The sequence below is a fragment of the Mesorhizobium sp. P2_E6 genome (genome assembly GCF_056403835.1).
Genome location: NZ_JBFUEQ010000007.1, coordinates 245,861 through 271,292, shown reverse-complemented (window position 1 = coordinate 271,292; position 25,432 = coordinate 245,861). Strand labels below are relative to the sequence as shown.

21 protein-coding genes and 1 tRNA gene are annotated in these 25,432 nt (G+C 63.0%); 14 read left to right on the top strand and 8 right to left on the bottom strand.

What is annotated here, in order from left to right:
• The first annotated feature begins 192 nt into the window (after window positions 1–192).
• Entirely contained in the window at window positions 193–1,413 is a 1,221-nt protein-coding gene (locus AC1D08_RS19675; RefSeq protein WP_457150801.1) for a lytic murein transglycosylase, read from the top strand.
• Window positions 1,414–1,538: 125 nt separating this feature from the next.
• Window positions 1,539–2,774, top strand: a complete 1,236-nt coding sequence (locus AC1D08_RS19670; protein WP_457150802.1) for an SGNH/GDSL hydrolase family protein — start codon at window positions 1,539–1,541, stop codon at window positions 2,772–2,774.
• A 95-nt stretch (window positions 2,775–2,869) separates the two neighbouring features.
• Here the strand turns inward: AC1D08_RS19670 and AC1D08_RS19665 are convergent, their stop codons facing one another.
• Complete coding sequence (locus tag AC1D08_RS19665) at window positions 2,870–4,324, bottom strand: glutamate synthase subunit beta (RefSeq protein ID WP_457150803.1); 1,455 nt, start codon at window positions 4,322–4,324, stop codon at window positions 2,870–2,872.
• A 141-nt stretch (window positions 4,325–4,465) separates the two neighbouring features.
• Window positions 4,466–9,202, bottom strand: coding sequence for a glutamate synthase large subunit (gltB, locus tag AC1D08_RS19660; RefSeq protein ID WP_477423782.1), 4,737 nt, complete (start codon window positions 9,200–9,202; stop codon window positions 4,466–4,468).
• Between the two features lie 468 nt (window positions 9,203–9,670).
• On the opposite strand from gltB, the gene AC1D08_RS19655 reads away from it, so the two are divergent.
• Both AC1D08_RS19655 and AC1D08_RS19650 read left to right on the top strand, forming a co-directional pair.
• A complete protein-coding gene (locus AC1D08_RS19655) occupies window positions 9,671–10,720 on the top strand; it encodes a threonine aldolase family protein (RefSeq protein WP_095084577.1) in 1,050 nt (349 codons plus the stop codon).
• A gap of 36 nt (window positions 10,721–10,756) precedes the next feature.
• Window positions 10,757–11,626 carry an MBL fold metallo-hydrolase gene (locus AC1D08_RS19650; protein ID WP_477423780.1) on the top strand — a complete coding sequence of 290 codons (870 nt, stop codon included), beginning with the start codon at window positions 10,757–10,759 and terminating at the stop codon, window positions 11,624–11,626.
• A gap of 67 nt (window positions 11,627–11,693) precedes the next feature.
• On the opposite strand, the gene AC1D08_RS19645 is transcribed toward AC1D08_RS19650, so the two are convergent.
• Complete coding sequence (locus AC1D08_RS19645; protein ID WP_023759726.1) at window positions 11,694–12,161, bottom strand: Hsp20 family protein; 468 nt, start codon at window positions 12,159–12,161, stop codon at window positions 11,694–11,696.
• A gap of 478 nt (window positions 12,162–12,639) precedes the next feature.
• On the opposite strand from AC1D08_RS19645, the gene AC1D08_RS19640 reads away from it, so the two are divergent.
• The gene (locus tag AC1D08_RS19640) at window positions 12,640–13,617 is read left to right on the top strand and encodes an alpha/beta fold hydrolase (RefSeq protein ID WP_477423778.1); all 978 of its coding nucleotides are present in this window, start codon (window positions 12,640–12,642) and stop codon (window positions 13,615–13,617) included.
• An 18-nt stretch (window positions 13,618–13,635) separates the two neighbouring features.
• Here the strand turns inward: AC1D08_RS19640 and AC1D08_RS19635 are convergent, their stop codons facing one another.
• Complete coding sequence (locus tag AC1D08_RS19635) at window positions 13,636–14,148, bottom strand: DUF1579 domain-containing protein (RefSeq protein WP_477227996.1); 513 nt, start codon at window positions 14,146–14,148, stop codon at window positions 13,636–13,638.
• Window positions 14,149–14,323: 175 nt separating this feature from the next.
• Here AC1D08_RS19635 and AC1D08_RS19630 point away from each other — a divergent pair, with 175 nt between their 5' ends.
• The 3 genes from AC1D08_RS19630 to AC1D08_RS19620 all read left to right on the top strand — a co-directional run bounded on the left by AC1D08_RS19630 (window position 14,324) and on the right by AC1D08_RS19620 (window position 15,767).
• Entirely contained in the window at window positions 14,324–14,479 is a 156-nt protein-coding gene (locus AC1D08_RS19630) for a hypothetical protein (protein WP_167392101.1), read from the top strand.
• 3 nt (window positions 14,480–14,482) lie between these two features.
• Window positions 14,483–14,734 carry a DUF1127 domain-containing protein gene (locus AC1D08_RS19625; RefSeq protein ID WP_457154181.1) on the top strand — a complete coding sequence of 84 codons (252 nt, stop codon included), beginning with the start codon at window positions 14,483–14,485 and terminating at the stop codon, window positions 14,732–14,734.
• Window positions 14,735–14,936: 202 nt separating this feature from the next.
• Window positions 14,937–15,767, top strand: a complete 831-nt coding sequence (locus AC1D08_RS19620) for a helix-turn-helix domain-containing protein (RefSeq protein ID WP_477423826.1) — start codon at window positions 14,937–14,939, stop codon at window positions 15,765–15,767.
• A 16-nt stretch (window positions 15,768–15,783) separates the two neighbouring features.
• Here AC1D08_RS19620 and hisN read toward each other — a convergent pair whose 3' ends face one another.
• Window positions 15,784–16,557 carry a histidinol-phosphatase gene (gene hisN / locus AC1D08_RS19615; RefSeq protein ID WP_095084986.1) on the bottom strand — a complete coding sequence of 258 codons (774 nt, stop codon included), beginning with the start codon at window positions 16,555–16,557 and terminating at the stop codon, window positions 15,784–15,786.
• Window positions 16,558–16,873: 316 nt separating this feature from the next.
• A complete protein-coding gene (locus AC1D08_RS19610; protein WP_457154182.1) occupies window positions 16,874–17,815 on the bottom strand; it encodes an N-formylglutamate amidohydrolase in 942 nt (313 codons plus the stop codon).
• A 163-nt stretch (window positions 17,816–17,978) separates the two neighbouring features.
• Here AC1D08_RS19610 and cpdR point away from each other — a divergent pair, with 163 nt between their 5' ends.
• Window positions 17,979–18,341 (top strand): cell cycle two-component system response regulator CpdR, encoded by a 363-nt coding sequence (gene cpdR, locus AC1D08_RS19605; protein WP_006199474.1) that lies wholly within the window; start codon window positions 17,979–17,981, stop codon window positions 18,339–18,341.
• 221 nt (window positions 18,342–18,562) lie between these two features.
• Window positions 18,563–18,637 (top strand) — tRNA-Val (locus tag AC1D08_RS19600).
• A gap of 62 nt (window positions 18,638–18,699) precedes the next feature.
• Here AC1D08_RS19600 and AC1D08_RS19595 read toward each other — a convergent pair.
• Both AC1D08_RS19595 and AC1D08_RS19590 read right to left on the bottom strand, forming a co-directional pair.
• Complete coding sequence (locus AC1D08_RS19595; protein WP_477395315.1) at window positions 18,700–19,524, bottom strand: M15 family metallopeptidase; 825 nt, start codon at window positions 19,522–19,524, stop codon at window positions 18,700–18,702.
• Window positions 19,525–19,581: 57 nt separating this feature from the next.
• Window positions 19,582–20,742, bottom strand: a complete 1,161-nt coding sequence (locus AC1D08_RS19590; RefSeq protein WP_477423776.1) for a dihydrodipicolinate synthase family protein — start codon at window positions 20,740–20,742, stop codon at window positions 19,582–19,584.
• 241 nt (window positions 20,743–20,983) lie between these two features.
• Between AC1D08_RS19590 and AC1D08_RS19585 the strand changes: the two genes are divergently transcribed.
• From AC1D08_RS19585 to AC1D08_RS19570, 4 genes are read left to right on the top strand one after another with little or no spacing between them, the layout of a single operon-like run.
• Window positions 20,984–22,042, top strand: a complete 1,059-nt coding sequence (locus AC1D08_RS19585) for a LacI family DNA-binding transcriptional regulator (protein ID WP_095084585.1) — start codon at window positions 20,984–20,986, stop codon at window positions 22,040–22,042.
• Window positions 22,039–23,055 carry a Gfo/Idh/MocA family protein gene (locus AC1D08_RS19580; protein ID WP_457153387.1) on the top strand — a complete coding sequence of 339 codons (1,017 nt, stop codon included), beginning with the start codon at window positions 22,039–22,041 and terminating at the stop codon, window positions 23,053–23,055. The genes AC1D08_RS19585 and AC1D08_RS19580 overlap by 4 nt, the downstream gene beginning before the upstream one ends.
• Complete coding sequence (locus tag AC1D08_RS19575; RefSeq protein ID WP_457153388.1) at window positions 23,052–24,653, top strand: acyl CoA:acetate/3-ketoacid CoA transferase; 1,602 nt, start codon at window positions 23,052–23,054, stop codon at window positions 24,651–24,653. The genes AC1D08_RS19580 and AC1D08_RS19575 overlap by 4 nt, the downstream gene beginning before the upstream one ends.
• Complete coding sequence (locus AC1D08_RS19570) at window positions 24,646–25,422, top strand: enoyl-CoA hydratase/isomerase family protein (RefSeq protein WP_457153389.1); 777 nt, start codon at window positions 24,646–24,648, stop codon at window positions 25,420–25,422. Before AC1D08_RS19575 ends, AC1D08_RS19570 begins: the two co-directional genes overlap by 8 nt.
• The last annotated feature ends 10 nt before the right edge of the window (window positions 25,423–25,432 follow it).

Genomic DNA, 25,432 nt, shown 5'->3' with positions numbered 1-25,432 from the left:
TGATGGCCTGCTCCGCAATCCCYGTTTCAAGACATTTTCATGCCGGAATTGAGGACTACCGAGCAACTGAGGGGAACATGCCCCGGTAAAGCTTTGAGGCGTCTTTTCGTTCCCGGCAGCACCTATGGTAAACTAATTCCTAACCTGGTTCGGCGATGAATGGTCTTTCCTGAGACAGAGAAAGGGGAAAAGATGTCCGTTCGCAGTGCCGCAAAGCGTTTTACCAGCGTCATCGCGGCAGTCAGCCTCTCGCTCGCCCTGCTGATGCCCGGCCCGGCTTTCGCCGATGCCGGTTTCCGGCAGTGGGTCGCCGGCTTCCGCGCCACAGCCGTGCAGAGCGGCGTTTCCGGTGCCCTCTACGACCAGGCCTTCAGGGACATCAGGGATATCGACCCGGTAGTGCTGGAAAAGGCGCGTACGCAGCCTGAATTCACCGCACCTGCCTGGGACTATTTCGACAACCGCGTCCATGACCAGTCTGTCGCCGTCGGCCAGCAAATGGCCAAGAAGTGGAAGCCATGGCTGGACAGGATCGAGGCCAGGTTCGGCGTCGACCGCTACATCCTGCTCGCCATCTGGTCGATGGAATCGAACTATGGCGAAATCCTCAAGCGCGACGACATCATGCGCAACGTCGTGCGCTCGCTGGCGACCCTGGCCTATGCCGATCCGAAGCGGGCAAAATTCGCCCGCACCCAGTTGATCGCCGCGCTGAAGATCCTGCAGACCGGCGATATCGACGAAAGCCATCTGAGCGGATCCTGGGCCGGCGCCATGGGCCACACCCAGTTCATCCCGACCAGCTATCTGCACTATGCCGTCGACATGGACGGCAACGGCAAGCGCGACATCTGGAATTCGATCCCCGATGCGCTGGCGACAGCGGCCAACCTGTTGAAGAAGAATGGCTGGCAGGCCGGCAAGACCTGGGGCTATGAGGTCACCTTGCCGGCCGGCAAGCTTCCTGGCGGTTCTAAGACGCTGTCGCAATGGCAGGCTCTCGGCGTTGCCAGGGCCAACGGCAAGCCGTTCAAGAACGGCTCCGACAAGGCGACGCTGAAAGTGCCGGACGGCCGCGGCGGGCCAGCCTTCCTGATGGTCAAGAATTTCTCGGTCATCAAGGCCTACAACAATGCCGACAAATATGCGCTCGCCGTCGGTCTTCTCGCCGACGAAATCGCCGGCTCCAGCGGTCTCGTGCAGGACTGGAAGCGGCCTTTCACCAAGCTCACTTTCGAGGAAAGGCAGGAGCTGCAGAAGCGGCTTTCCCAGCACGGCCTCTACGACGGCAAATTCGATGGCAAGATCGGCGACGGCTCGAAAACCGCCATCATGGCCTTCCAGGCCAAGGCCGGATTGGCCCAGGACGGCTATCCGAGCATGGAAGTGCTGAAGTGGCTCAGGCAGAAATAGGGCCACCTGCAGTGCCACGCGGCCTTTCGGACGCGCAAAGGACACTGTAGCAATCTGTAGGGTGCATGACCTTCGAAAGTCGACGCGACTTTTCAAGGCAGTGCGCCACGGGATGGAGGAAACGATTGGCTTCGGCTGCGCGCATCGCAGGGCTTGTTCGTCGCATGCCGGTGCTGATTCTGGCCGTCGTCGTTATCGCCGTCGGCTTGGCTGGCGCCTTCCACGCGCCGGCCATGGCGCAGGAGCAGCAATACCGCGGCTGGTCGTTGCGCGACTCGTTGCGCGACCTTTTGTTCCCACGCCGCAGCGAGCGGATCGAGCCGCCGCTGAACATCCAGAAGGCGAAGCCAAAGCCGCGCAAACCCCGCGTCCCGCGTGCGCCGGCCGAGCCGCAAATGCCGATCGCCGAGAAAGTCCCGGATGCCCGTACCGTCCTGGTGGTCGGCGATTTCATGGCGTCCGGGCTTGCCGAAGGCCTCGACACCGCCTTTGCCGAGAACACCGGCATCAGGATCGTGGCTCGCAGCAATGGCTCGTCCGGCTTCGTACGCGATGATTTCTACAACTGGCCCGAACAGATCAAGGCGCTGATCGAGACCGAAAAACCGGCCGCCGTCGTCGTCATGCTGGGTTCCAACGACCGTCAGCAGATGAAGGTGGGGGATGTGCGAGAGCAGCCCCGGTCCGAGAACTGGACCAAGGAATACGAGCGCCGCACCGATGCGCTCGGCAAGGCCATCGCCGACGCCAAGGTGCCTTTCCTGTGGGTTGGCATGCCGGCCTTCCGGGTGCCGAAGATGACCTCCGACATGTTGGCCTTCAACGACATCTACCATCAGGCCACCGAAAGCCATGGCGGCGAATTCGTCGACGTCTGGGACGGCTTTGTCGACGAGAACGGCACCTTCGTCACCAGCGGCCCCGACATGAACGGCCAGCCCGTGCGGCTGCGTGCCGACGACGGCATCAACGTCTCGAAGGCCGGCAAGCGCAAGCTCGCCTTCTATACCGAAAAGCCGCTGATGAAGATCCTCGGCCTCGCCGCCCCCGGAAGCGTAACCCCGGCGACCGCACCGGCGGGCGCGCCCGTCGAGGCGCCTGGGCCGGCCGCCGCGCCCATCGTCATCGACCGCACCGCGCCGATGCTGCTCAGCGATCCGGCACTCGACGGCGGCTCCGAACTTCTGGGCGCGGCGCCGCAGCCAACGCCCAATCCGGATCTGCCCGGTGAAAAACTGGTGGTCGAAGGCAAGGCCCCGGAAGCCTCGCCCGGCCGCGCCGACGATTTCTCCTGGCCACCCCGGCCGCAGCCTGCGGCGGCGGTGGCCGCACCCGGCACGACGACGGCGATAAATCCTTAGAAGCTCCCTGAGCCCGTTTCGAAATTCGCTCCCGCGAGCACCGGAAGCGCAGAAAACGCCTCCAGATGGCTGCGGGAGTAGAATTTCCAACGGGCTCAGCTGGGCAGTACGGTGGACCCCATCAAGGCCTCGTCGATCGAGCGCGCCGCCTGGCGACCCTCGCGGATCGCCCAGACGACCAGCGACTGGCCGCGACGCACGTCGCCCGCCGCATAGAGCCTGTCGACGCTGGTCCTATAGTCGCGATCATTGGCTTCGACGTTCCTGGAACGGCGGCTGTCGGTGACGATCTTCATCTGGCCGTCCAATTCCGACACCAGGCCGGCGATGGTCGGGCCGGCAAAGCCAATGGCGATGAAGGCGAGATCTGCTCGGATGACGAATTCGGTGCCGGCGATCGGCTTGCGCTTCTCGTCGACCTCGCAGCACTTGACGCCGGTCAGTTGACCCTCCTCGCCGATGAACTCGAGCGTCGCCACCTGGAATTCGCGCTCCGCCCCTTCGGCCTGCGAGGACGAGGTGCGCATCTTGGTCGCCCAGTAGGGCCATACCGACAGCTTGTCTTCCTTCTCAGGCGGCTGCGGGCGGATGTCGAGCTGGGTAACGCGCACGGCGCCCTGGCGGAAGGCGGTGCCGACGCAGTCGGACGCGGTATCGCCGCCGCCGACGACGACGACATGTTGGCCGCCGGCGATGATCGGATGCGACGGCCAGGCCACGGACTGGATCGGCTCGCCGCCGACCCGCCTGTTCTGCTGCACCAGATAGGGCATCGCATCATGCACGCCGCCGAGATCGTCTCCCGGGATGCCGGCCGCGCGCGGCGTTTCGGAACCGCCGCAATAGAGCACGGCGTCATGTTCGGCGAGCAGCTCGGCAACCGGCTTGTCGACACCGACATTGACGCCGCAATGGAAGGTCACGCCCTCGCCCTGCATCTGCTCGATGCGCCGGTCGATATAGTGCTTCTCGATTTTGAAGTCGGGAATGCCGTAGCGCATCAGCCCGCCCGGCCGGCTTTCGCGCTCATAGACATGAACGTCGTGGCCGGCGCGGCCAAGCTGCTGGGCAGCCGCCATGCCGGCCGGGCCGGAGCCGATGACGGCGACGCGCTTTCCCGTCTTCTTCTCCGGCGGATAGGGCCTGATATGACCGGTCTCATAGGCCTTGTCGGCGATCGCCTGCTCGACCGTCTTGATGGCGACGGGAATGTCCTCGAGGTTCAGCGTGCAGGCTTCCTCGCAGGGCGCGGGGCAGATGCGACCGGTGAACTCCGGGAAGTTGTTGGTCGAATGCAGGTTGCGGATCGCGTTGTCCCAATCGCCATTGTAGACGAGGTCGTTCCAGTCCGGGATCTGGTTGTGGATCGGGCAGCCTGTCGGTCCGTGGCAGAACGGAATGCCGCAATCCATACAGCGCGCGGCCTGTTTCTCGACCTCCTTGTCCGACATCGGCAGCGTGAATTCGCGGAAATGCCGGATGCGGTCGGAGGCCGGCTGGTACTTGTGCACCTGCCGGTCGATTTCGAGAAAGCCTGTTACCTTGCCCATAGTCCAGTTCCTGCTGTCCAGATGGTGCGGTTTTCGCCGCACCCGTTAACCTCTTGAGGCAGCCATGGCAACCTTGCCTTCGAGGTCAAACTTTCGATGAAGGTGGGCCGGGAAACCTGGGCCTCCCGGCAACTGCAAAGTCTATTCCGCCGCCACGCCCATGCGCATGCGTTCCATCTCGATCAGTGCGCGGCGGTATTCGACCGGCATGATCTTGCGGAATTTCGGCCGGAAGGTCGTCCAGTCGTCGAGGATTTCGCGACCGCGCACCGAACCGGTGAAGTGCACATGGTTCGAGATCAGCTGGTAGAGCCGCTCCTCGTCATGGCTGGTCATGTCGCCGGAGACGTCGACGCGACCCTTGTGGTCGAGGTCGCCGCCATGGTGCAGCAGCCTTTCCATCAGGTCGTCTTCTTCCGGAACCGGTTCCAGCTCGACCATCGCCATGTTGCAACGCTCGGCGAAATCGCCTGCCTCGTCCAGCACATAGGCGACGCCGCCCGACATGCCGGCGGCGAAGTTGCGGCCGGTCTTGCCGATGACGACGACTATGCCGCCGGTCATGTACTCGCAGCCATGGTCGCCAACGCCTTCGACGACGGCGGCCACGCCCGAATTGCGCACGGCAAAACGCTCGCCGGCGACGCCGGCGAAATAGGCCTCGCCCTCGGTCGCGCCATAGAGCACCGTGTTGCCGACGATGATGGACTCCGCCGCGACGATCTTGGCCTCTTCCGGTGGCCGGATGACGATACGGCCGCCCGACAGGCCCTTGCCGACATAGTCGTTGCCGGCGCCGACGAGATCGAACGAGATGCCGCGCGCCAGGAAGGCGCCGAAGGACTGTCCGGCAGTGCCGGTCAGCTTCACCGAGATCGTATCCTCGCGGAGGCCCTTGTGCTTGAAGCGCTTGGCCACTTCGCCCGACAGCATGGCGCCGGTCGAACGGTCGACATTGCGGATGTCGACCTCGATCTTGACCGGCTGCTTGCTTTCAAGCGCGGGCTTCGCCAGTTCAATCAGCTTGCGATCGAGCACATCGTCGATCGGGTGCTTCTGCCGCTCGGTCCAGTGCACCGCTTCATGCGGCGCGTCCGGCTTGAAAAACATCTTCGAGAAATCGAGCCCGCGCGCCTTCCAGTGCACGATCAGGTCGCGCTTCTCCAAAAGGTCGGTGTCGCCGATAATCTGGTCGATATGGGTGTAACCCATCTCGGCGAGCAGCGCCCTCACCTCTTCCGCCACGTAGAAGAAGAAGTTGATGACATGCTCGGGCGTGCCCTTGAAGCGCTTGCGCAGCACCGGGTCCTGCGTCGCCACGCCGACCGGACAGGTGTTGAGATGGCACTTGCGCATCATGATGCAGCCGGCTGCGATCAGCGGCGCGGTCGAGAAGCCGAACTCGTCGGCACCGAGCAGCGCGCCGACGATGACGTCGCGGCCGGTGCGCAAGCCACCATCGACCTGCAGCGCCACGCGCGAACGCAAGCCGTTCAGCACCAGCGTCTGGTGCGTCTCGGCAAGGCCCATTTCCCACGGGCTGCCGGCATGCTTCAGCGACGTCAGCGGCGAGGCACCAGTGCCGCCATCATAACCCGAGATGGTGATGTGGTCGGCCCGCGCCTTGGCAACGCCTGCTGCAACCGTGCCGACGCCGACTTCCGAGACCAGCTTGACCGACACGTCGGCCGCCGGGTTGACGTTCTTCAGATCGTAAATCAGCTGCGCCAGATCCTCGATCGAATAGATGTCGTGATGCGGCGGCGGCGAGATCAGGCCGACGCCCGGCGTCGAGTGCCGGACCTTGGCGATGGTCGCGTCGACCTTGTGGCCGGGCAGCTGGCCGCCCTCGCCCGGCTTGGCACCTTGCGCCACCTTGATCTGCATCATGTCGGAATTGACGAGATATTCGGCCGTCACACCGAAACGGCCCGAGGCGATCTGCTTGATCGCCGAGCGTTCCGGATTCTTGCCGCCGCCGGGCAGCGGCAGATAGCGGTCCGCCTCTTCGCCGCCCTCGCCAGTGTTGGACTTGCCGCCAATGGCGTTCATGGCGCGCGCCAGCGTGGTGTGCGCTTCGCGCGAGATCGAGCCGAAGGACATCGCCCCGGTCGAGAACCGCTTGACGATGTCGGCCGCCGACATGACGTCGTCGAGCGCGACCTTCTTGCGGCCGGTTTCTTCGGCCAGCTTGATCCTGAACAGGCCACGAATGGTCTGGGCTCGGGCCGTCTCGCTGTCGATCTGCGCGGAATAGTCCTTAAACGTCTCCCACGAGCCCTGGCGCACGGCGTGCTGCAGGGTAGCGACCGCGTCGGGCGACCACATATGCGCCTCGCCGCGCATGCGGAACATGTATTCGCCGCCGACTTCCAGGCTGTTGCGCAGCACCGGATCGTTGCCGAAGCCGTCATTGTGGCGGCTGAGCGTCTCGGTCGCGATCTCGTCCAGCCCGACGCCTTCGATCAGCGTCGCGGTACCGGTGAAATACTGCTGCACGAAATCGGTCTTCAGCCCGATCGCGTCGAAAATCTGCGCGCCGCAATAGGACTGGTAGGTCGAGATGCCCATCTTGGACATCACCTTGAGGATGCCCTTGCCGATCGACTTGATGTAGCGCGTGACGACTTCGTAGGCGTCGACCTCCTTCGGCAGTTCGCCGCGCTTGTGCATGTCGAGCAGCGTGTCGAAGGCAAGGTAAGGGTTGATCGCCTCGGCGCCATAGCCGGCAAGGCAGCAGAAATGATGCACTTCGCGCGGCTCGCCGGATTCGACGACGAGGCCGACAGAGGTGCGCAGCCCCTTGCGGATCAGGTGGTGATGCACCGCGGCCGTCGCCAGCAGCGCCGGGATGGCGATGCGGTCTGGCCCGACCTGGCGGTCGGACAGGATGATGATGTTGTAGCCGCCGGCGACCGCCGCTTCCGCCCTCTCGCACAAGCGGTCGATGGCGCCCTGCATGCCTGCGGCTCCTTCATTCGAGCCATAGGTGATGTCGATCGTCTTGGTGTCGAAGCGGTCCTCTGTATGGCCGATGGAACGGATCTTCTCCAGATCGCCATTGGTCAGGATCGGCTGGCGCACCTCGAGCCGCTTGCGGCGCGAATTGCCGACCAGGTCGAAGATGTTCGGCCGCGGCCCGATGAAGGACACCAGGCTCATCACCAGTTCCTCGCGGATCGGGTCGATCGGCGGGTTGGTGACCTGAGCGAAATTCTGCTTGAAATAGGTGTAGAGCAGCTTCGACTTGTCCGACATCGCCGAGATCGGCGTATCGGTGCCCATCGAACCAACGGCTTCCTGGCCTGTCGTCGCCATCGGCGACATCAACAGCTTGGTGTCTTCCTGGGAGTAGCCGAACGCCTGCTGGCGATCGAGCAGGCTGACATCCTTGCGCAGCGCGCGCGGCTCGACCGGCTTCAGGTCTTCGAGGATCAGCTGCGTGTTGGCGAGCCAGGTCTTGTAGGGGTGCTTGGTCGCGATCTCCGACTTGAGCTCCTCGTCCGAGACGATGCGCCCCTTCTCCAGGTCGATCAGCAGCATGCGGCCGGGCTGCAGCCGCCACTTCTTGACGATCTTCTCTTCCGGCACCGGCAGCACGCCGGCTTCCGAAGCCATGATGACGCGGTCATCGTCAGTGACGATGTAACGCGCCGGGCGCAATCCGTTGCGGTCGAGCGTGGCGCCGATCTGGCGGCCATCGGTGAAGACCACCGCCGCCGGTCCGTCCCACGGCTCCATCAGCGCGGCATGGTATTCGTAGAAGGCCTTGCGATCGGCATCCATGAGCTTGTTGCCGGCCCAGGCTTCCGGGATCAGCATCATCATGGCGTGGCTGAGGCTGTACCCGCCCTGGAACAGGAATTCGAGCGCATTGTCGAAACAGGCGGTGTCGGACTGGCCTTCATAGGAAATCGGCCACAGCTTCGAGATGTTGTTGCCGAACAGTTCGGAATCGACCGACGCCTGTCGCGCCGCCATCCAGTTGTTGTTGCCGCGTACCGTATTGATCTCGCCATTGTGGGCGACCATGCGGTAGGGGTGCGCCAGCTTCCACGACGGGAACGTGTTGGTCGAGAAGCGCTGGTGGACAAGAATCAGCGCGGTTTCGAAGCGCGGATCGGTCAGGTCCTTGTAATAGGCACCGACCTGATAGGCCAGGAACATGCCCTTGTAGACGATGGTGCGCGCCGACAGCGACACACAGTAGGAGCCAATGTCCTTGTTGTCGTTCTCGGCGTAGATGCGGCCCGATATGACCTTGCGCAGCAGATAGAGTCTGGCCTCGTACTCCTCGTCATCGGGGATGTCTGATGTGCGGCCGATGAAGACCTGCCGATGGAACGGCTCAGACGCGACGATGTCCGGCGCCTTCGACAGCGACGAATTGTCTACGGGCACGTCGCGGAAACCGATGAGCGGAAGCCCCTCGGACTGCGCCGATTCGGCGATGATGTCCTCGATATGGGCGCGAAGTGCCGCGTCCTGCGGCATGAACCAGTGTCCGACGCCGTACTGACCTACCGGCGGCAGTTCGATGCCCTGGGCTGCCATCTCCTCGCGGAAGAAACGGTCGGGAAGCTGCACCAGCACGCCGGCGCCATCGCCGACCAACGGATCGGCGCCGACAGCGCCGCGATGCGTCAGGTTTTCTAGCACGGCAAGGCCGTCCTCGACGATCTGATGCGACTTCACGCCCTTCATGTTGACGATGAAGCCGACGCCGCAGGCATCATGCTCGTTGCGCGGATCGTATAGGCCCTGGGCGGAAAAGCCGTTGTCGGTTCGGCTTATGTTGGTTCGGGACGCGGTTTTGACGGTAGCCGCTTTCGTCTGCGCGGCCTGGCCGTTCGTCGCAGAGTGCGTCATGTCCGTCATCTCTCGGTCCTCCATTCCCAGCCCTTCGGGCGCTGGTCTGCCCCGGCAAGCGCCTGGCTCACCCTGATCCTTGCGGCACGTCTTGCGAAATCCTTGCCGAGCCAGGCGGCTTTCCGCATGGTTCGTATTCGTACAGGCCAGCGTCTGGCTGTCCAACCTGTCGCCCGCAGCAACAGCCGGAGAGGCCCAAATGATACGCCAATCCAGCTCGTTTTGTGCGACAAAATAAGACAGCACTACTGTCCTAAATTTTTATGACAGAAATCCTGGACGCACACAAGACCGATTCACAAAAAACTTGAGCCGCCAGCGACATAAAATTACGTGAAGTTGAGGAAAAACGTAAGCTTCGATCACAGCCGCTTTTCGGATCCGGCTGGCTTTACCGCTTTTCCGACACGTGGCCCTTGCGCGTGAAACCCCAAAGCAGCCAAGGTCGCGCCGTTTTCAATCGAAGCAGGATTCCTGATGTTTTTTGCATCCGACAACTGGGCGGGCGTCCATCCCGACATCTCTGCCAATTTATCCCGGCATGCCGCGGGCATCGCCACGGCTTATGGCGACGGCGAGCTCGACCGCGCCGTCTACCGGCGCTTCAGCGAGATTTTCGAACGGGATGTCGCGGTGTTCTTCGTCGCGACCGGCACGGCGGCCAACGCGCTGTCCATGGCGGCGTGCAATCGCATCGGCGGCGTCGCCTTCTGCCATTCCGAAGCGCACATGAATGTCGATGAATTCGGCGCCGCGGGCTTCTACACCGGTGGAGCGCGCATGTCGCCGGTTCCGGGGCCACTGGGGCGCATCAATCCGCAGGCCCTCGACCGGGCCATCACGCGCTACTCGCAAGACCTCGCCCCCGCCGGCCAGCCGATGGCGGTCACGATCACCCAGGCGACCGAGGTCGGCACCGTCTACACCGTCGACGATGTCAAGGCGATCGCCGAAGTCAGCCGCCGTCACGGCCTGCCTCTGCACATGGACGGAGCGCGGTTCGCCAACGCGATTGCGGCGACGGACATCAGTCCCGCAGAAATGACCTGGAAGAGCGGCGTCGATATCATCTCCTTCGGAGGCACCAAGAACGGCTGCTGGATGGCCGATGCTGTGGTGGTCCTGAACCCCGACGTGGCACGCGACCTGCGCCTGCTTCGCCAGCGCGCCGGGCAGACCTTTTCCAAGGCGCGCTTCATCTCGGCTCAGTTCGAAGCCTATTTCACCGACGATCTTTGGCTGAGGATGGCGCACCACGCCAATGCCATGGCCGCGCGGCTGGCCGCGACGATCGAGGATGCACCGGCAGGCCGGCTGGCCTGGCTGCCGCAGGCCAATGAAGTGTTCGCGATCCTCGACCGCGCCAAAGCCGAAAAGCTGCAGGCGGCCGGGGCAAAATTCTACGAATGGGGTTTGCCGCAGGGCTTCGACAGCCACCTCGGCGACAATGAAGTGATCTACCGTTTCGTCGCCAGCTTCGCGACCACGACCGAAGAGATCGACCACCTTGGCCACCTGATCGCTTGAGCTTTTCCTATGACCATGTCACCGCTCGGCTCGACTATGCGGCTGATCCGCCCCGCTCCAAACGTGCTCGGCTTTTATGACGGCCGGATAGAGGGCGTTCGCGGCTGGTCAGATCAGCCCAATTGGCTCGATGACGGCGCCTATGCCCTTGGCATTTGCACCTATGCAATTGTCGATGGCTCGGAAGCGCTTGTCTATGACACGCATATTTCGCTTCAGCACGCCCGGATCATCCGGCAAACGCTAGAGGGTATGGGCGTCACCTCGATGCGGGTGGTCCTCAGTCATTGGCATGATGATCATGTCGCCGGCAACGAGGTGTTCCGGGATTGCGAAATCATTGCCAACAACCTCACAGCCTCTGCTCTCGCAGAGAACCGGACCAAACTGGAAAATGAGAACCCGCCGATCAGACCCCTTATCCTTCCGAATCGGACATTCGACGGCAATCTCGACCTCATGGTCGGGTCGATAGCGGTCGACCTTCGGCAGGTCGAAATCCACAGTCACGACGGTACCGTGTTGGTCATGCCCAGCGCCGGTCTGCTCTTTGCCGGCGATACACTTGAAGATCCGATCACTTATGTCGGCGAACCGGAACGGCTGACTAAACATCTGGACGATCTCGAACGCATGGCCGGCTGGACCTTTGACCGCATCCTACCCAATCACGGTTCGTTGCAGATGATCCAATCCGGTGGGTACGGTCGCGAGTTCATTGCCGCTACCCGATCCTATGTCGAAAAGCTGCTTCGCTGCCGACACGAGCCCGATCTGGTGAGGCAAGATTTGAGAGCCTTCGCTGCCGAAGTGTTCGCCTCCGGTGCGGTCAGCTATTTCGCGCCATACGAGGCCGTTCACCTACAAAACGTTGAGGCCGTGGTGGCTTCGGGGACTGCCAGCTAAACATAAAAAGGCGGCGCCCTTCGGCGCCGCCTTTGCCTTGGGAGGCTATCGGTTTAGTTGGCGGTCTTTAGTTGGCGGTCTTGGCCTCGATCTGCTTGGCCTTGGCCGGAGCCGACGTGATCGCGATCTTGCGCGGCTTCAACTCCTCGGGAATGTTGCGCTTGAGGTCGACGAAGAGCAGGCCGTTCTTCAGCGCGGCGCCGACGACTTCAACATGGTCGGCAAGCTGGAAGCGGCGCTCGAAAGCCCTCGAGGCGATGCCGCGATAGAGCAGTTCGGAACCTTCGCCCGTGCCCTCGTCCTTGCGCTCACCTTTTACCGTCAGCACGTTGCGATGGGCTTCGATCGAGATCTCCTCGTCCGAGAAGCCGGCAACAGCCATCGAGATCCGGTAGGAATCCTCGCCGGTGCGCTCGATGTTGTAGGGCGGATAAGTCTGCGCGCCATCGGGCTGCGCAAGCGAATCGAGCATGGTGAAGAGGCGGTCGAAGCCGACGGTCGAGCGATAAAGCGGGGAAAAGTCAACGTGACGCATGAGGTGTTCTCCTGTTGAGCAACATGGTTTGCGTATGGCCGGTGCGAAACCCTTGAGCGGCGTTTCGGCTGGACCAGCGGCCCCGATATTGGCGACCGCATCCGACATTTGGGGAGCGCTCGAAGGCATTTCAAGATTTCTCCTGCCGGCAAAAACCGTGCGGCTGTTCGTTGATGAACGGCAGATGAACCAAAGCTTCGGCGCGCGTTCAGACAGCCGGCGCTAGAGTAGGCCCAAGATCAAGGATTGGCGGCGCGCCGGACGATGAACCGTTCTTGAGACGCCGCAACGAGGCCGACCGGGGTGTAACGTCCCTTCCTCCCGGATCGACAGAGGCCGGAAGCACGCTTTCAAGCGGCTTCCGGCCTTCCCCTTTGTGGGTCTCGCGTCACCGGGAATTCCTTTGCTTTTGGCGCATGGGCGTCTATCACCTTAGCGGAGCCAGCCAGCACGGGCGGGCACGAGTACGAAGCGCCGAATGACGGATCTTGTCCAAGACATCCCCCCTTTTTACGAAATCGAGGGCAATCCACGACCGGAAAACGCCAGCGGCGGCTTCTTCACCACCCGCGACCGCAAGAAGATCCGATACGGCCTGTTCGGCGCGGTCGCTCGCCCGTTGAAGGGCACCGTGGTCGTGCTCACCGGCCGCAACGAGTGCATCGAGAAATATTTCGAAACGATCCGCAATCTTGCCGACCGTGGCTTTGGCGTCGCCACCCTCGACTGGCGCGGCCAGGGTGATTCTTCCCGTCTGATCCGCGATCGCCAGCGCGGCTATGTCCGCAGCTTCCGCGACTACACCGCCGACCTTGAGCAGTTCTTCGAGGAGATCGTGCTGCCCGACTGCCGCGGCCCCTACTACATCCTCGCCCATTCAGCCGGTGCGGTGATCACGCTGCTTGCCACGCCGTCGATGGTGAACCGCGTGCGGCGCATGGTGCTGATCGCACCATTCCTGACCGTGCCCGACCTGCCGGTCTCGATATCGACGGTTCGGCGCGTCTGTTCGTTCTTCTGCGCGCTCGGCCTTGGCAGGCTCTATGCCGCCTGGGGTCCACGGCCGAAGATGCCGGCCCCTTTCGAGACCAACAAGCTGACGTCCGACCCGGTGCGCTACCGGCGCAACACGCGGATCTACCAAGAGTACCCGCAGCTGGCGCTCGGCGGCCCGACCATCCGCTGGCTGCAGGCCGCCGCCAAAGCATCCGAGGCTGTCAGCGACCCCGACTTCATGGCTCGCATTCAGGTCCCCATGCTGATAATCGCCGCCGGCGCCGACCAGGTCGTCTCGACCAAGGCGGTGGAAGCCTATGCCAGGCGTCTGCGGCTCGGTTCACTGCTGATGATCGACGGCTCCCGCCACGAAATCCTGCAGGAGGCCGACATGTACCGCGAGCAACTCCTCGCCGCCTTCGATGCCTTCATTCCCGGCAGCGACGATCCTACGGCCTGACAGACGCCGATCCCCGGCTCACGCCTGGCGGGCGAACTCCATGACCCAGTTGGTCTCCCAGCTCGTGCCGCCATCGAGCGAAAAGGCCTGTTCCCAGCGCGCCGAATTCTCCATCATCCGTGACCAGAGGAAACGAACCTGGATCGGCCGTCCGTCGAAGACGTCGTCACACAGGAACGTGCCGACACCGTCGGTGAACGCGCCGCGCACCGGCACGTCGATGGTCAGCGGGTTGCGGCCATCGATCCACCAGATCGACCATTGCCGTGTCGCCGGATCGAAGGTCCGCACCGTTGCGGCACGATAGGCGCCGTCCGGCAGCTCGATCACATTGTCGTCGACATTGCCAAGACCGCCGAGCAGCGGACGCACCTCGCATGTGCCGCCGAATTCGTCCCAGTTGGTATCGCTCGCAAGGCGCTTTTGCAGCCTTCGATGGCTGACATTCCAGCAGCCGAAGAAGAAGTCGAAATCGCTGCGGCCGTCCGCCGGAATGTCATTGGCGTGGCTGGCTGTTGATTGTGTCGGCATGTCTCGTCCTCCTCTGGAAAGGCCCCTTCCATAGTCGGTCCCTACTGACACCCTGTTGTCAGTAGGGATGGGCCGGCGCTGCCCGCGCACACAAAGTGCTAAAGAATCTGACAGCCCGCGCCGTCCCGCAGTGCTCATCTGTCCGTGTCGAACTGAACGCCATGGAGATGAGATCATGACCGAGAAAACCTGCGCCGCCTGCGATTGCCAGCTGGACGCCAACCCGATCCGCGTCAAGGTCGGCGGCAAGACCGTCGAAGTCTGCTGCGAGGAATGCGCGCAAGCGCTGAACGAAGCCGGCGCCTCGGCAGCCGGCACCAGGGAGGACTGAGCGATGCGCCCTGATCATACGGCGACGCAATGCCTGGCCGGCACGGTGCCGACGCAGGCGCCGACAATCCGCACCATGACCATTCGCCAGACTTTGTACGCACAATTCATTGCGACGGCTGGCTGGATCAGCAGTCAGATGGAGAGGCGCCGAAGCCGCCGCGCTTTGCTCGAGATGACCGACGACCAACTCAAGGACATCGGTCTGTCGCGCGGCGAAGCCTACTCAGAATTCACGCGCCGGCTGTGGGATTGATGCATACCGCCGAAAAGTGGTCCCCGTTTTGGGGCGACGATATGCGTGAAACAAAAACTCAAAGCGCGCGTGAATCCATTTTGATGCGACGCGCTTTGAGAAGCAGCCTGCCTGGAAGTCTCCTGACAGGAATGGGCGGGCCGATTGCGTAGAGTGCCGATGCAGGACCCATGGCCCGGCACAGGAAAACAACGCAATGGCCATATCGCAATTCACGGTCCAGCCGCTTCTCGACACCGGCACTGTCAGGGTGCGCGACGTCGCCTGCAGCGGGCAGTGCCGGCACAGGAGCGAGGAAGAGTGCACGTCGGCGACGCATCTGGTATTTCCCTATCGCGGCGTCTTCGTGCGCCATGTCGGCCGCAATGATGCGGTCGCCGAAGCCAATCAGCTGCTGTTCTTCAACGAGGCGGAAGCCTATCGGATCAGCCACCCCGTCGACGGTGGCGACGCCTGCCTCGATCTCGTCGTCGAGGAGGCTCAGCTGCTGGAGCTGGTGCCGAAGGAGCAATTGCGCAGCGGCGCGACCCCGGCGTTCCGTCGCCAACGCCGGCGCATCGACCCACGGGCGCAGGCTTTGGTGGCTTTGCTGCGCCACAGCTTGAGCCGCAACATAGCCGAAACGCTCGAGGCCGAAACCCTGGCGCTGACGCTGGTGCGGCGCTCTCTCGGCGAGCGGACCTCGCATGTCGCCGGCGCCAGCCCGGGCCGACAGAAACTGGTCGACCGTGCCAAGCTCGTTTTGTCCTCGGATCTGTCGCGACGCTGGACTCTGGCCGAAATTGCCGCCGAGGTCGGCGTCTCGCCGGTCTACCTGACGCAGATGTTCCAGCAGGTCGAGGCCATGCCGCTCTACCGTTATCATTTGCGCCTGCGGCTGGCGCGCGCGCTCGACCTGCTTGGCCGCTACGACAATCTGACGACGCTGGGCATGGACCTTGGCTTCTCCAGCCACAGCCATTTCAGCTCCGCGTTCAGGCAGGTTTACGGCCGCACCCCAGCGGAGTTCCAGCGCTCGATCAAGCCGCGCTGAAGCAGTTCAGGAAAAGTCAGCCTCGGAGCGCAGCCATCGCCGCCGCATGCAGCTCCGGCGTCGCCGCTGCCACGACATCGCCGCCCTTCTCCGCCGGCCCGCCATCGAATGTGGTGACCACGCCGCCGGCTTTTTCGATGATCGGGATCAGCGCCACGATGTCGTACGGCTTCAATCCGGGATCGGCGACGATATCGACGCTTCCCGATGCGATCATGGCGAAGGCATAGCAATCGGTGCCGTAGCGGGCGAGTTGCACCTGCTTTTCGAACTGGTCGTAGCGCTCGCGCGCCTCGCCCTTGAACAGTGCCGGCGTGGTGGTGAACAGAGTCGCGTCGGCGAGCTTCGTCGTCTTGCGGGTTGTCAGCTTGCGCGGGCCACCCGGCCCCTCATAGTGAGAGCCCGAGGCGTTGGCGTAGTAGAGCTCGCCGGTGAAAGGTTGCGACATCATGCCGGCAACCGCATCGCCGTCGACCGTCAGCCCGACCAGCGTCCCCCACACCGGCAGGCCGGAGATGAAGGCACGCGTGCCGTCGATGGGGTCGATCACCCAGACATGCTTGCTCGAAATGTTTTCGCTGCCGTGCTCCTCGCCAAGGATGCCATGGTCGGGATACTCAGCCGATATCAGCGCCCGGATGGCGCGCTCGGCCTCGCGATCGGCTTCGGTAACCGGGTCGAAACTGCCTTTTTCCTTATTGGCGACGGCGCCCTGGCTGCGGAAGCGCGGCAGGGTTTCCGCCGCGGCCGCCCGCGCGATGCGGCGCATGAAATCGATGCTGATATCCAACTGATTCTCCCGCATTGCAGCATGCCCGAGCCGTGCTCTGCCGCCAATTTCCTGCCAAAACAAGGGTGTTCGACGATTTTCCCGCTGCGGCACCTGTTGCCCGGATGTCACACAAGCGTCACCGAAAAGCAATTTCCACTTCAGAGTGAATTAAAAAAGCCTGAAGGTCGCTTGACATTTGTGCAGCGCACAATACCCTCAGCCTCGGACAGGTTTTCCTGTCCATGCCCTCCTTGGGCGTTTCCTCCCTAGACTTCGACCGTATCGTGCAAACGATGCGGTCTTTTTTTACGCCGGAGCACCCCGGACCAAGGTTTCACTCCGCCGCCAGCGGCAGGTCGATGAAATGATGGTCCGGCATTGCCATCAGATTCGCCGAAAATCGCGACAGATCGTCGGCGAGCGCGTCGAAGCCGGCGGCCTTCTCGAATGTCCGCTCGTTCATGTAGAGCCCGCGATTGACCTCGATCTGGAGGGCGTGGAGATGGCGCGCCGGGCGGCCATAGTGCTCGGTGATGAAGCCGCCGGCATAGGGCTTGTTGTGGGCGACGGTGTAGCCCATTGCGGTGAGCAGGCCGATCGCGGTCTCGGTCAACGCCGCGGTGGCCGAGATGCCGAAACGGTCGCCGATGATGAAGTCGGGCCTCAAGCCATTGTCGCCGACGCGGATGCTCGCCGGCATCGAATGACAGTCGATCAGAACGGCAAAGCCGAAACGCGCATGGGTCCTGGTCAAAAGCCGTTTCAGCGTCTCGTGATAGGGCTTGTAGACGGCCTCGATGCGGGCGACCGCTTCGGACAGCGGCAGGCGGCCGGAATAAATATCTAGCCCCTCGCCGACCAGCTTGGGCACCGTGCCAAGCCCGCCGGCCACCCGCGCCGAGCGGATGTTGCAGAACGACGGCACCGGCTCGGCGAACATGCGCGGATCGAGTTCCCACGGCTCGCGGTTGACGTCGAGATAGGCGCGCGGGAAATTCGCCGCCAGCATCGGCGCCCCCAGCGCCACGGCGCCGCCGAACAGTTCGTCGACATAGCAGTCTTCCGACCGGCGGATGGCGTTGCGGTCCAGCCTTGCCATGGCAAGGAAGCGCTCCGGATAGTAGCGGCCGCTATGCGGTGAGTTGAAAAGGAAGGGGACGCGCTGCTCGGCGCCCGAACGGATTTCGAAGGGTGGAAAGACCGAAAAATCCTCGGCTGCCGTCTTCAATTTGTGCGAACCCGCAAACACCAGTGCATCATGATATGAAGGTGCCACCTTGCTGGCCGCGTGTCCAGCATTTCAGCGGCAGCACAGGCCGGGCAAATATGGTCCATCCCGGTTCTCGTTCACTTGATGTTTACCCTCACCTCCTCATATACAGGATGGTTAACGGGCTTGCCCAACGGCAATCTCGAGCGGGTGATTCGGACGGGATATCATGGCACGCATTCTACTGGCGGAAGACGACGACGATATGCGTCGGTTCCTCGTCAAGGCGCTGGAGCGCGCCGGCTACCAGGTCAGCGATTTCGACAATGGCGCCAGCGCCTATGAGCGGCTGCGCGAGGAACCGTTCTCGCTGCTTTTGACCGACATCGTCATGCCGGAGATGGACGGCATCGAACTGGCGCGCCGCGCCACTGAGATCGATCCCGACCTCAAGGTCATGTTCATCACCGGTTTTGCCGCCGTTGCGTTGAATCCGGATTCCAAGGCGCCTAAGGACGCCAAGGTGCTGTCGAAGCCGTTCCACCTGCGCGACCTCGTCAACGAGGTCGAAAAGATGCTGCAGGCGGCCTGAGCCGCTTTCCGAGCCAATGCATGTCGCCCAAAAGTGGCCCCGGTTTTGGGAGAACGACATTCAAGAAAACAAAGACCTGAAGCGCGGCGCTTGATTCCGTTCAAACGCGACGCGCTTTAGGCGTAAGCACCCTTGTCGCCACTGCGGCGAGACGACGCCTTCTTTCCTTTTTCCTGCTATTGACGCGCTGGATCAAAAATGGTGTATGCGCGGCTTCGGATGGGCGTGTAGCTCAGCGGGAGAGCACTGCATTGACATTGCAGGGGTCACAGGTTCAATCCCTGTCACGCCCACCATCCAATCCCAGACGATCAATACGTTGCGTTGAGTTTCCGCTGACCAGGCATCCAAGGGCCGGCTAGCCCTGCTTTTCCTTGTAGAGCAGCAATTCAGGCCGATATTCGAAATGCATGGTGTCGTAGTGATACCAGCGCCCGCCCCAGATAAAACCCTGCCTTTCAAACAACGTGACGATTGATAAGGGAATGCGGTTCTTGAACGGGATACGGCCCTTGTCATCGGGCTTGTTCCAGAACCAATAGTCGGAATAACCGACATTGATATCGAATGCAGCGCCGAAGGAATGGACGCTGAGCTGATCCGTGCCGGCGATGACCCGCCAGTTGAAACCGCCGCCTGGCTTGAGGCCGTAGCGGCTCATGTCGGCGGGCAACTCCTGCAAGGCATTCGAGATTTTGGAGAGGCGCGCGTCGACACCGAAGAGCGAGGTTATCCGAACCGGATACTTGCCCAGTTTGGGCAGCCATTTGACGGTCGTCAAATGATCGCCGACCGCCGCGGCACTGGCTCCATAAAGTTTTTTGAAGAAAGCCTCGTTGCGAATCCGCCCGGGATCGAAATCCACGTCGGGGATAAGGTCTCCGGCACTGGCTGGCGGATAAATGTAGTGGAACATGTCCTCGATATCGGGGGACTTGATCAACTCCTCGGCTGTGCGTGCCTTGCCGTCATCCCACACCATCGTGGCACCATCCGACCACGTCACCGTATTGCCCGAGATGGTAAAAAGGCCGGGGTAGGCTTCGAGCAGCGCAGCCTTGGCGTCAGCCTGATCGACGCCATCACCGCCTTGCGCGGCTGACAAGGGGATCGCCGCCAGCAAAACCACGAAACCGATGGAAATCCTTGGCTTCATCGCCAGCACGGCCCCCCGAAATCGCACGCCTACCCTTTCGATCATAAACGAAAAGGGAATGTGGATCAGGGCACGAGCCCACATTTATCCTGAGATGCCCGCGACGGCACACAAACTTCTCATCCTGGCCACCGCCAGTTCCGGATCGGCAAGCAACCCGGCCTGGTCGGCAAGGCGGAAGACATCGGCATAGTGGCGGATACCGCGCGCCGACTGCATGCCGCCGACCATCGCGAAATGATCCTGATGGCCGTTCAGCCAGGCCATGAAGACGATGCCGGCCTTATAGTATTCGGTCGGCGCCTCGAAGATTTTTCGCGACAGCGGCACGGTCGGCGCCATCAGCGCGTCATAGCCGGCGCGGTCGCCGTCCGCCAGTTTCGCCAGTGCCGCATTGGCGACAGGCGCGATCGCATCGAAAATGCCGAGCAGCGCGTGCGAGTGTTTGCGGCTGTCGCCGGCGATCAGTTCGGGATAGTTGAAGTCGTCGCCGGTGAACATGACGACGCCGTCCGGCAGCCGATTCCTGAGCGCGACTTCCTTGCCGGCATCGAGCAGCGAGATTTTTATCCCCTCCACCTTGCCGGCGTGGCGTTCGATGATCGCGACGACGGTGTCGAGCGCGGACTCGAAATCGCCGCTGCCCCAGTAACCTTTCAGCGCCGGATCGAACATGTCGCCCAGCCAGTGCAGGATGACCTTGCCGGACGCTTGGGACAGGATGCGGTCGTAGACACGGGCATAGTCGTCGGGGCCCTTGGCAACAGCCGCCAGGGCGCGGCTGGCCATCATGATCGCCTTGCCGCCCAGCCCTTCGATAAAAGCGAACTGCTCTTCATAGGCGGCGATGACATCGTCGAGCGTCCGGGCGGCGCTTGGCGCCAGTTGGTCGGTGCCGGCACCAGAAGCGAGATCGGCGCCTTCGACGGTGCGCGCTTCCGCGATCGAGCGGCGGATCAACTCCTGCGCATTAGTCCAGTCGAAACCCATGCCGCGCTGCGAGGTATCCATCGCCTCGGCGATGCGGAAGCCGAGCCGCCACAGATAGTGACGGAATGCCATCGTTCTGTCCCAGTCGACCACCGGCTGCGACCACGGATCGGTCATCGCCAGCGGATCGGCAACGACATGGGCTGCAGCATAGGCGATGCGCGAAAACCGCGCGCCGACCACCGGCTGCACCGGTTGGCCGACCAGAGCGTAGCGGCTGCTGCGGCCACCCTCACCAGGCAAGACAATGTCCATCGTTCTCTCCCTATCGCCGTGCCTATAAATGGAACGTTCCAATAAATCAAGAACCTTTACGATTCAGAGCTCATTCGCGGATAAATGCTGCGCCGCAACACAGAAAGCCTTATGGAATGGGCTCGCCGGCCTCACCGGATCAATTTTTCGAATCCGGAAAGAACCTCGATTGACTCCAGATGAGGTTAGTGATTAGAACGTTCCAATAGATCGGCTTGAAAATCAGGGAGGATGCATCTGGATGGCCAGCCGGGCCAAGGCAACGATATTCGACATCGCCCGCGAGGCAGGCGTGTCCAAATCGACGGTGTCGCTCGTGCTCCAGGGCAGCGGGCTGATCCGGCCTGAGACCGCGGTCAAGGTTCGCAAGGCAATCGAGGATGTCGGTTACGTCTACAACCGTGGCGCCGCCAATCTACGCAAGGCTCACTCCAACGTCATCGGCATGGTCATCAACGATCTCACCAATCCCTTCTTCGCCGAACTGGCGGTCGGCATGGAGCGCGTCTTCCAGTCGGCCGGCATCGTGCCTTTCATAGCCAACACGGCGGAGAATCCGGTGCGCCAGGAAGAGGTGCTCAAATCGCTGATGGAGCAAGGCGTCGCCGGCCTCATCGTGTCGCCGGCGCGCGGCACCACGCCGGGCGCATTCCGCCGCCTGGAGATGGCGGGCGTTCCGGTCGTCTTCGCCATGCGCCGGCTGCCCGAAAGCCGCATTCCGGTGATCACGCCCGACAATCATCGCGGCGCCTACCTGGCCGCCGCCCATCTCATCGGCAAAGGGCATCGCCGGCTGGCCTTCTTCGGCGGCTCGGCCGACCTCGTGGTCTATCAAGAGCGGCTGGGCGGCTTTCGTGAAGCCTGTGAGACGCTTGGCATCGCCGCCCGCGACATGACCGTGATCGAAGGCGAGACCAGCCGCAGGGGCGGCATCGCCTGTCTGGATACCGCTCTCGCAACATCCGAACCGCCGACCGCGGCACTCTGCTTCAACGATGCGGTCGCTTTTGGCGTCATGCTGGCGCTGCGCAAGCGTGGGCTTGAGCCCGGACCGGATTTCGCCGTCGTCGGCTTCGACGACGTGGTCGAGGCCGAGCACTACATGCCGGCCTTGACCAGCGTCTCGGTGGACACGGCCGGCCTCGGCGAACGCGCCGCCCATGTCATGCTTAAGATGATCCAGTCGCGCACGACGCGGGCCGAAGATCATATCGGTGCGGTCAATCTGGTGGTCAGGGAAAGCTGCGGCCCGGATCGCCGCGCCCGAAACAGGCCCGCAGGAATGGGGGACGCGGCATGAGCGCCAGATGGGGCTTGATCGGCGCCAGCACGATCGCCAGACAGTTCATGATCAACGCCATCCGTTCGCAGGGCGATGGCGAGATCGCGGCGGTCATGAGTTCCAATCCCGAGCGCGCCACGGCCTATGCCGCGGAAAACAACATCCCGCTGGCTGTTTCGACGCTTGATGCTCTGCTCGGCGCCGACATCGACGCGGTCTACATCTCGACCACCAACGAACTGCATCTCGATCAGGCTTTGGCCGCTGCGAAGGCGGGAAAGCATGTGCTGTGCGAAAAGCCGCTGGCGCTGACCAGCGACGACGCGCGCACAATGGTCGCCACGGCAAAAGCCTCCGGCATCGTGCTCGGCACCAACCACCATCTGCGCAATGCCGGCGCGCACCGCGCCATGCGTGACTCGATCGCCGCCGGCCGTATCGGCAAGCCGATCGCCGCGCGCGTCTTCCATGCCGTCTACCTGCCCGAAAACCTGCAGGGCTGGCGCATCACGAAGCCTGAGGCAGGCGGCGGCGTGGTGCTCGACATCACCGTGCATGATGCCGACACGCTGCGCTTCGTGCTCGGCGACGATCCGGTCGAAGTGTCGGCCTTCACGCAATCGGCCGGCATGGCCGGTAGTGGGCTGGAGGACGGCGCCATGTGCATCTGGCGCTTCAAGTCGGGCGTCATCGCCCAGTCGCATGAAGGCTTCACCCTCAAATTCGCCGACACCGGTTTCGAGGTGCATGGCTCCGAGGGCTCGCTGATCGCCAGGAATGTGATGACGCAGAAGCCGGTCGGCTCGGTGACCTTGCGCACGGCAAAAGGCGAAGAGGACCTTAGCTTCGACCGCGAGGACCTCTATTCCCGGTCACTGCGCCAGTTCCATGCCGCGATCCGCGGCGAAGGCCAACCGTCCGCCACCGGCGAGGACGGCATCTGGTCGCTCGCTGCTGCCGAAGCGGCACTTCAATCGGCCAGCTCCGGCAAGGCCGTCAAGATCGACCCGAAACTCGGGAGCAAGAATTGAGCAAGGTCGTTTCCGCCGCTGAAGCCGCAGGCTTGATCAAGGACGGCATGGTCGTGTCCGTCTCGTCGTCGAGCGGTCTCGGCTGCCCGGACGCGGTGCTGGCCGCGATCGGCGAGCGCTTCGACAGCGAAGGCCATCCGAAAGGCATCACCACGCTGCACCCGATCGCCGCCGGCGACATGTATGGCATCAAGGGCATCGACCATTTGGCCAAGCCTGGCCTGTTGAAGCGCACATTGTGTGGCTCCTATCCGTCGGGCCCCTCTTCGTCCGAGCCGCCGCAGATCTGGAAGATGATCGGCGACAATTCGGTCGCAGCCTACAATGTGCCGTCCGGCATCCTGTTCGACATGCACCGCGAAGCCGCCGCCAAGCGTCCGGGTGTGCTGACCAAGGTCGGCCTCGACACTTTCGCCGACCCCCGCCACCAGGGCTGCGCCATGAACGCGGCCGCCAGTGAGCCGATCGTTTCGGTGCAGCAGTTCGACGGCGAGGAATGGCTCTATTTCCGCTCGATCGTGCCGCAGGTCTCGATCATCCGCGCCACCACATCGGACGAGCGCGGCAACCTCACCTACGAGCATGAGGGCGCCTATCTTGGCGGCCTGGAGCAGGCGCTCGCCGCTCGCAACAATGGCGGCGTCGTCATTGCCCAGGTCAAGCGCGTTGTCGAGAACGGCACCCTGAAGCCGCACGACGTGCGCGTGCCCGGCGTGCTGGTTGACCACATCGTCGTCGCGCCCGACCAGTTGCAGACGACGCTGACACCCTACGATCCGGCAATCTCGGGCGAGATCTTCCGGCCGCTGTCGAGCTTCCGCAATGCCGAAATGAACGTCCAGAAGGTGATCGCGCGCCGCGTCGCCTTGGAACTCCGCGACGGCATGGCCGTCAACATCGGCTTCGGCATCTCGGCCAATGTGCCGCGTATCCTCCTCGAGGAAGGCCAGCACGGCAAGGTCACCTGGGTGATCGAACAGGGTGCCGTCGGTGGCGTGCCGCTGCTCGACTTCAAGTTCGGCTGCGCTTCGAACGCCGAGGCGATCATGCCCTCGCCGCACCAGTTCATCTATTTCCAGGCCGGCGGCTTCGACGCGTCGCTGCTGTCCTTCCTGCAGATCGACCGCCACGGTTCGGTCAACGTCTCGAAACTGTCCGCACGGCCGCATGTCACCGCCGGTGCCGGCGGCTTTGTCGACATCACCGCGCGGGCAAGGAAGATCGTCTTCTCGGGCTTCTTCAACGCCGGGGCGAAACTCTCCCTGGCCGATGGCGGCATCCGCATCGACCAGGAGGGCAAGGTCAAGAAGGTGGTCAAGGAGGTCGAGCACATCTCCTTCTCGGGCAAGCGAGCCGTCGCGCAGGGACAGGACATCACCTATGTCACCGAGCGCTGCGTGATGAAGCTGACGCCGGAGGGCCTGGTCGTCACCGAACTCGCACCCGGCATCGACCTGCAGCGCGACGTGCTGGCCCAGGCCGAGATCCCGCTCGGCGTCGCCAAAGATCTCAAGACGACACCGGCAGCGCTCTACCTGGACCAGCCGATCGGGCTGTCGCTGAATGGCGGCGCCTCGCTTGGAGGCGAGCATGGCTGAGCGTCTCGTCACCTTCGAGCAGGACGGCGCGATCGGCATCGTCACCTTGCGCCGGCCGGAGAAATTCAACGCGCTTGATATTCCGATGCTGCGCGCGCTTGAGGCAGCGCTGGACGAAGCGGAGATGGCGGAAGTCGTTCGTGTCGTGCTGCTGCGCGGCGAAGGCAAGGGCTTTTGCGCCGGCGGCGATGTCGAGGCGTGGGCGCAGATGAGTGCCGCCGACTTCCAGGTGCAATGGGTCCGCTACGGCCATCGTGTCTTCGACCGGCTGGCGCGGTTGCGGCAACCAACCATCGCCATGCTGTCCGGCCATGCGCTGGGCGGCGGGCTGGAACTGGCGGTCGCCTGCGACTTCCGCGTGGCCGAGACACAGGTGAAATTAGGCTTCCCCGAAACCTCGATCGGTGTTGTCCCCGGCTGGTCCGGCACACAACGCGCGGTGCGCCGCTTCGGCGCGCAGACAGTGCGGCGTATGGCGCTGGGCGGCGAGATTCTGCTCGCTCCCGAAGCGCTGGCGCTCGGCGTGGTCGACCGGGTGGTCGAAACCGGCAGCGGCCTGTCCGAAGCCAAGGCCTGGGCTGAAAAGATCGCCGAGCGCGGCCCGCTGGCGACGGAAGCCGCCAAGCTGATGATCGCGGTCGCCGAAGGCGAGGAAAGTGCCGCGGCGACGGAAGCGCTGGCCAGCGGCTTCATCGCCCTGACCGGCGATCTCATAGCCGGTGTCGGCTCTTTCAAGACCAAGCAAAAACCAGCATTTTCAAGATCCTGAGGATTACACA

Coding starts and splice junctions, on each gene's coding strand:
- AC1D08_RS19645 (WP_023759726.1), bottom strand. CDS start 12,161: ATGCGTCACGTTGACTTTTCCCCGCTTTATCGCTCGACCGTCGGCTTC.
- AC1D08_RS19650 (WP_477423780.1), top strand. CDS start 10,757: ATGCGGCTGATCCGCCCCGCTCCAAACGTGCTCGGCTTTTATGACGGC.
- AC1D08_RS19655 (WP_095084577.1), top strand. CDS start 9,671: ATGTTTTTTGCATCCGACAACTGGGCGGGCGTCCATCCCGACATCTCT.
- AC1D08_RS19585 (WP_095084585.1), top strand. CDS start 20,984: ATGGCCAGCCGGGCCAAGGCAACGATATTCGACATCGCCCGCGAGGCA.
- AC1D08_RS19625 (WP_457154181.1), top strand. CDS start 14,483: ATGCGCCCTGATCATACGGCGACGCAATGCCTGGCCGGCACGGTGCCG.
- AC1D08_RS19590 (WP_477423776.1), bottom strand. CDS start 20,742: ATGGACATTGTCTTGCCTGGTGAGGGTGGCCGCAGCAGCCGCTACGCT.
- AC1D08_RS19640 (WP_477423778.1), top strand. CDS start 12,640: ATGACGGATCTTGTCCAAGACATCCCCCCTTTTTACGAAATCGAGGGC.
- gltB (WP_477423782.1), bottom strand. CDS start 9,202: ATGACGGACATGACGCACTCTGCGACGAACGGCCAGGCCGCGCAGACG.
- AC1D08_RS19635 (WP_477227996.1), bottom strand. CDS start 14,148: ATGCCGACACAATCAACAGCCAGCCACGCCAATGACATTCCGGCGGAC.
- AC1D08_RS19665 (WP_457150803.1), bottom strand. CDS start 4,324: ATGGGCAAGGTAACAGGCTTTCTCGAAATCGACCGGCAGGTGCACAAG.
- AC1D08_RS19675 (WP_457150801.1), top strand. CDS start 193: ATGTCCGTTCGCAGTGCCGCAAAGCGTTTTACCAGCGTCATCGCGGCA.
- AC1D08_RS19580 (WP_457153387.1), top strand. CDS start 22,039: ATGAGCGCCAGATGGGGCTTGATCGGCGCCAGCACGATCGCCAGACAG.
- AC1D08_RS19630 (WP_167392101.1), top strand. CDS start 14,324: ATGACCGAGAAAACCTGCGCCGCCTGCGATTGCCAGCTGGACGCCAAC.
- cpdR (WP_006199474.1), top strand. CDS start 17,979: ATGGCACGCATTCTACTGGCGGAAGACGACGACGATATGCGTCGGTTC.
- AC1D08_RS19570 (WP_457153389.1), top strand. CDS start 24,646: ATGGCTGAGCGTCTCGTCACCTTCGAGCAGGACGGCGCGATCGGCATC.